General features: G+C 63.0%; 5 protein-coding genes. All 5 read right to left on the bottom strand.

Going from position 1 to position 5,930, the window contains the following annotated elements; all coding sequences use genetic code 11:
* Positions 1–55 precede the first annotated feature (55 nt).
* From RF638_RS15795 to RF638_RS15775, 5 genes are read right to left on the bottom strand one after another with little or no spacing between them, the layout of a single operon-like run.
* Positions 56–889 (bottom strand): DUF3880 domain-containing protein, encoded by an 834-nt coding sequence (locus RF638_RS15795; protein WP_368842447.1) that lies wholly within the window; start codon positions 887–889, stop codon positions 56–58.
* A gap of 23 nt (positions 890–912) precedes the next feature.
* Positions 913–1,812, bottom strand: coding sequence for an ATP-binding cassette domain-containing protein (locus RF638_RS15790; protein ID WP_315279450.1), 900 nt, complete (start codon positions 1,810–1,812; stop codon positions 913–915).
* A complete protein-coding gene (locus tag RF638_RS15785) occupies positions 1,802–2,659 on the bottom strand; it encodes an ABC transporter permease (RefSeq protein ID WP_315279447.1) in 858 nt (285 codons plus the stop codon). Before RF638_RS15785 ends, RF638_RS15790 begins: the two co-directional genes overlap by 11 nt.
* Positions 2,643–4,484, bottom strand: a complete 1,842-nt coding sequence (locus tag RF638_RS15780) for a glycosyltransferase family 4 protein (protein ID WP_368842446.1) — start codon at positions 4,482–4,484, stop codon at positions 2,643–2,645. Before RF638_RS15780 ends, RF638_RS15785 begins: the two co-directional genes overlap by 17 nt.
* Entirely contained in the window at positions 4,484–5,794 is a 1,311-nt protein-coding gene (locus tag RF638_RS15775) for a glycosyltransferase family 4 protein (RefSeq protein WP_368842445.1), read from the bottom strand. Before RF638_RS15775 ends, RF638_RS15780 begins: the two co-directional genes overlap by 1 nt.
* Positions 5,795–5,930 lie beyond the last annotated feature (136 nt).

Raw genomic sequence — 5,930 nt, 5'->3', positions numbered from 1 at the left:
GACAACACCCATGCTGGCGTAGGGCCGCGAGCCCTACTTCAGGGCCCCACCACGCTCAAAGTTGAAGAGCCGTCAAGGAGCCGACCACTCGCTGGTCCAACGGTTCAGGGAATTGGTACCGCTCATCCTCACCCAAATAGCGGGAGAAGATCTCGAGACCGGTCTGAAGCTTGGGGCTCACGTCATCTGCGCCGCCCAGGAGCAGATCCATTTGTTCCCGGCGTTCCGGGAATTTGTGTGCGAAGTACATGCCGCCAAAGGCGACGTCACGCTCGTGAAAGCCGTTCCGGGGGCGCGCCGGATTGTGAACTGCCGGCTGCGCTGCGAACGGCAACACCGAGACGCGATCGTGCCCGAGGTCCCGATGGTAGTCAGGGATCTTATTCACATCGGTCGTGAAGACGTGGTCAAAAAGGCTCGCGCACTCCAAGAAGTCGTCGTAGTGGGGCGGGTCTTCCTTATTCCAGAAGACGGTGGGAATGCCTTGTTCACGGCAGTACGCGACGAGCTCTTTGACGGACTCTTTGACGCCGCTTGTTCCAGTGAGTTGGTACTGCCAGTCATCACCGTTGCCGTGCCAAGCCGACTCTACGAACAAGAGATCCACGGGTTGCGCAGCGAGTTCTGACTTCCACCCGTCGCGGGACAGCGCAATCTGGTTCCATTCGTACTGAAAAGCGCGAGCAGAAAAGTCATCAAGGATGACGGCAACCGTGAGATCTGATCGAACCGGCGCACGATCAGGCCACTCCTGTGGCTCGAAACTGATGCTCTTCCGTAGTCCTTGGACCGCACCGGCCGAGGGCCCAGCGGGCAACGATGCTCGCCTACGGTACTTTCGCCACTGCGCCACTCCCCCGTTGCGGAGGTGCCACATCTCGGTTCGCAAGTTCCTTCGTGAATGATTGGGGGTCACCATTGCACCTCGCGGAGTTCGGTTCGGACAAAGTCGGATTGGAGTTGTTCCTTGCGTGCCCTCGCGGCAAAGTTGTTGCCCGCTGCTAGGTCCTTCATGAACGCCTCGTACTCCGTGGTCACGGTCTTCGGGTCACCGTCCATTAGAAGGTCACCTTGGTCCAGCCAGACGACCCTGGTGCACATGTCCCTGATTTCGCCCATGGAGTGCGATACGAACATGACGCAGCCGGCTTGCTCCCGGATCTCGGCCATTCGTTTCTGACCCCGTTCGCGGAACTGAGCATCACCGGTCGACAATGCCTCATCGAGGATCAAAATATGCGGGTCCGTCGCAGTCGCCACGGCGAAGCGAAGACGTGCCGCCATACCGGATGAATACGCCTTCATAGGCCAGTGGATGGCGTTCCCAAGCGCAGCGACTTCAACGAGATCCGGCAGAATGCGATCCACCTCTTCGGGGTGCATTCCCTGTGCCAGACAACCCAGCCGAATGTTCTTCTCCCCTGACAAAGCTGGCACTAAGGACACATTGACCCCGAGTTTCACGGGGGTATCCACCGAATACACCCGCCCGACCGTGGGATTCATCTGCCCCGCCACGATGTTCATCAGGGTCGATTTGCCGGAGCCGTTCCGACCAATGAAACCTACGAACTCTCCCTGGTGAATGGCCAGCGAGATCTCGGTCAACGCCTGGTTCTTCACGACAGGTGGGCGTCCCAAGGCTTTACGAGCCCACCGAACGGGAGCTGCGACGGGCACCTCTTCACCCCCGCCGGTTGAAGTCACGTTGTAGACCATAGTCACGTTATCGATGACGACAGCTGGGTTTCGAGGAGCGCGTCCGTGACGGCCTGCATCGGCCTCGGACTGCGCATGACGATTAACGCTCATCGGCGTAGCTCTCCTCATTCAGCCAGAACACCAGCATGCCGGCAATCACCAAAATGACGCTCGCCCCGATCAGAACGGCCCATGAAGACAAGGGAGGCACTGTTCCGTCCATAATCAGTTCTCGGCAAATGGACAGCACCTGGTACAGCGGATTGAAGTGGAAAATGGCCAGGATCCGCGGGTCTTCGATGAACCGTGAGGGGTCGTAGAAGATCCCGGATGAATACATCCACAGCCGCATGAAGAACGATAAGAGATTCGCGACGTCGGGCACTTTATTTACCGCCGGCGCTAGCAGCATCCCCAGGCCCCAGTTGAAAAGGGTCTGCAAGACAAACACTGGAATCACCAGCAGCCACGTCAGACTTGGTGTTTCGTGCGGCGGGATGACCATCACCATCACGATCATCGCGAGTAACGCGTAGACCTGAGTCATGGCGTCCTTCATCACGATGGACAGTGTGAGTGCGGCCCGTGGGAACATGAAACCGCGGACCAGAGCTTTACCTGAATACATCGATTTAGAGACAGCCACCACCGAGCGGCTGCTGTACTGGAACATGATCAGGCCGATGAGCAAGAACGCCAGGAAGTTGTCGATCCCTCGACCAGTTCTCAAGAGCAGACCGAACACCACGAAAAAGGTTAACCCCAGCAGAATGGGATTAAGAATGATCCAAACCTTGCCCAAGAACGTGTGATCCTGGCTGACGGCCAAGCGAACCTTGGCGTCGTACATGATGAAGTGCCGAGATCCCCAGAGGTCACGCAAGTACTCGCCCAGCGGCGGCCGGGCACCAACTGCCTGAAGCCGCCCGGGGTTAAACGGCTCAACTTTGGCGCTCACGCGTCTCCTCGGGGGTCAGGATGCGGTCGTTCTGGGGCGCGGGGGTTCGCCCAGTCATTTCACCGTACCGCTTCACGGTCTCTTTCGCGGTCACCGCCCACGTGCGATTTTCCAGCGCCCACTCTCGGCCCGCCTCGGCGAGTCGATTGCGCAGTGAAGCATCACTCGCCAGATCGACCAACGTGGCCGCGAACGACTCCGGATCATCCGGCGGAGTCAGCAGGCCCGTCACACCGTGCTCGATCGCTTCACGCAGCGCCGGCAGGTCGCTTGCCACGACCGCAGTTCGGGAGGCCAACGCCTCCACCGGTTTCAGCGGTGTCACCGCGCGGGTCACCGTACGGTCCTTGCGCGGCACCACGAACACGTCGAGTGATCTGAAGTACTCGACCGCTTCGGATCGATCAACTCGTCCACAGAATGTCACATGGTCCTGAATCCCCAGGTCCGAGACCAGTTGTTGCAGTCCCGGGCGGGCCACACCGTCCCCCACTATGACCGCGAGAATGGACGGCACGCTCTCGCGAGCGATGTCCACGGCACGCACCAGATCGTCCAGGCCTTCGTAGTCGACCACCGAGGTCACGGTTCCCACCAGGAACCTGTCGGGAGGCAACCCAGTACGACGTCGCGCGCTCGACTTCTCCCCCGGCTCGTCCGTGAACGCCCCGCCCACACCATTCGGGGCCAGGCGCACAGGCAGCGTTGAGTCTCCGGCTATTTCACGCACACGGTCCGCCATGTGGGTGCCCAGCGTCACCACGTCAGTCGCAGACTGCAAGGCCTGGGCCTCACGCGACTGGAACCGCTCATAACGAGCAGACGTCAACGCCGAGGGAGCCCGAGTGGACGCCCACGTATCCGCCAACAAACCGCGCACCTCATACGTCCACGGAATGCACAAGGCTTCTGCAACGGCCCGCACGGCCAGAGCGTTCACGTAGTGCGTGGTGGTGTGCAAAACAGACGGCCGCACCTCGAGAGCCAAGCTGAGCAGCGCCTCCGCATGTTGCTGCACCCGCCCGGTGGCCGTGGGAGCCAGATTGAGCGGCAGGATGCGGTGGTACGGAATCCCGTCCACCACGTCCGTGCCGCGGGCCAGGATCTTACCGACCTGCACCGGGTAACCGGGGCGGGTCACGGCGTGCACGTCCCAGCCCTCGTCCCTGATGGCGCTCAACAACGAATGCGTGCGCTGGGCATAGCCGCTCGCGGTGTGCGGCAACGAATTGGTCACCGCGTACAGCACCGTGTCCGGGCGCGGTTCATAGGTTCCGATCAACGGCAGTTCCGGTTCAAAGGAACCCAACAGGTCACGCTCGGCGCACAGCCGCTTCAGCAGCGCGCGCTCACCGTTGGTAGCGGTCCCGCCGGCGCGGGCAGCTTCCAGTTCGCCGACGGCGCCGTCCACGTTCCCGTGATGCCAGGCCACTCGCGCACGGGTCGCCGCGGCGCCCCGCGTGGCATGCGGCAGCTCGGCAAGCAGTGCCTCCGTCAGGGGCACCTCCCCCATGGTCAGCGCCACCTCGGCGCAGCGGCGACGAACGGCAGCGCCCGCGGACCGTGAGGCCGTGCGCAAGGTGGCGGCAGCGGCGTCGTCGTTGCCCAGAATGTGCAGACCGGTACCGCGTGCGGCCGGGAAGGTGTCGGCCGGCAGTCGGGACAACCCCGCTGCGAGCGGGCGCACCACGCGCGAGGGCAGGCGGCGCGAGACCTGAAGACAGAAGACCACGGGATCATCGGTCACGTGGTGGGCCACCGTTGACGCCGTGATCCACGCGTTGGTGGCCAGTTCACGAGCGCGCTGGAGGGAGCGTCCCGGCATCAGGCCGTGCTCCGTGCGTGTCGTAGCTGCCGCGAGACCTGGACGGCAGCCCTGCCGACCCGCGCAATGCGCTGCGTCAGAGACTGTTGCGGCTGCGATCGGTGTTCGCGGATCGTCTCGCGCAGGAGGTCACCGTACTGGCACGCGAGATCCGAGTACTCGGCGTGCTCCTTGACCCATTCACGGCCGGTGCCGGCGGGCTGCAGCCGGGCACGGTCGGCAGCCAGTTCGCGCCAGAGTTCCGCGATCCCTTGGGGATTGCACTCGACAATGTCCCCCTCACCGGCCTCCGTGAGCACATTGGCGGCTTCACCACGCACGATGCCGGTGATGTGGCGGCCGATGGCCAGCACTTCGTAGGTCTTGGACGGGATGGTGTCCTCGAAGGACTTCCAGTCATCACGCAGTGAAATCACCAGGGAATCGGCCTCCTCGTAGCGTGAGAAGACCGCCTCGCGATACTCCGGGGGTAGGAAGCGCACCTTGACGCCCAGCTCCATGGCCAGGCGCCGCAGCGCAGGTTTCTGGCTGCCGTGGCCCACCAGGGTGAGTCGCATGTCCTCGCCCACCAGGGTGGCGGCGCGGATGAGCACGTCCAGCGCCTGGGATTCCCCGTGGTTGCCCAGGTAGAGGACTTCCAGCCGGTCCCGATCCGACGGGGGTGCCTGCAGCTTGGGCGTGCGGTCCATGAGAATGCCGTTGCGCACGGTGACCACGTTGTGCACGCCGCGATCGCGCAGGGTCTGCGCGAAGCCTTCGGTGACCGTGACGACCAGGTCGGCGCGGTTCTGCACGTACTCCACGGCAGAGTTGATCACGGACTTGGATCCGCCGCGCACCAGGGACGCATCCTGCGCCAGGTTGGGCCACGCATCCCGCATTTCCACCACGAGCGGCAGACCCTTCATGCGAGCCACCAGCAACGCGGAGCCCAGTAACGGCAACGACGGCGCCGTGACCACCACTGCATCCTGACGTCCCGTTGCGATGCCTCGCACGACCGACCCCGCGGCCCCGATCAGCTGGTTGGCCAGTTTGCAGATCCTGTTGTCCCCCAGGAAAAGGTGCGGCACCCGGTAAATCTTCTCGCCCAGGAAACCCGGCTGCGCCCGCCACGCACGCCCCTTGGTTTCCGAGTTGTAGTCCGGACCCGGTCCGTAATGAGCCACCGGAGCCACCACGGATACGCGCCATCCCTGATCGCGCATGGTGCGGATCAGCGACATCCAGCGGCGCTGGGGTGGGGAATGCTCCGGCCAGTAGGAACTGGTCAGCAATAGCAAACGTAGATCGGTTTCAGGGGGCTGCATGGGCCTCTCGCGGGGTCAAGAGGAAGGGGGACGGGGGAAATGATTCCGTGGGGGCGGAACCGTGGGGGGGGTGCTTCTATGGTTTTCGTCAAGCGGCTAGGGCCACGGTCGGTGGGGTGGGTTCTTGGTAGAAAGA

It is taken from the genome of Kocuria sp. CPCC 205235, from assembly GCF_040980905.1.
In the GTDB taxonomy this organism is placed as follows: Bacteria; Actinomycetota; Actinomycetes; order Actinomycetales; family Micrococcaceae; genus Kocuria; species Kocuria carniphila.
This window is presented reverse-complemented; position numbering and strand designations above follow the sequence as displayed.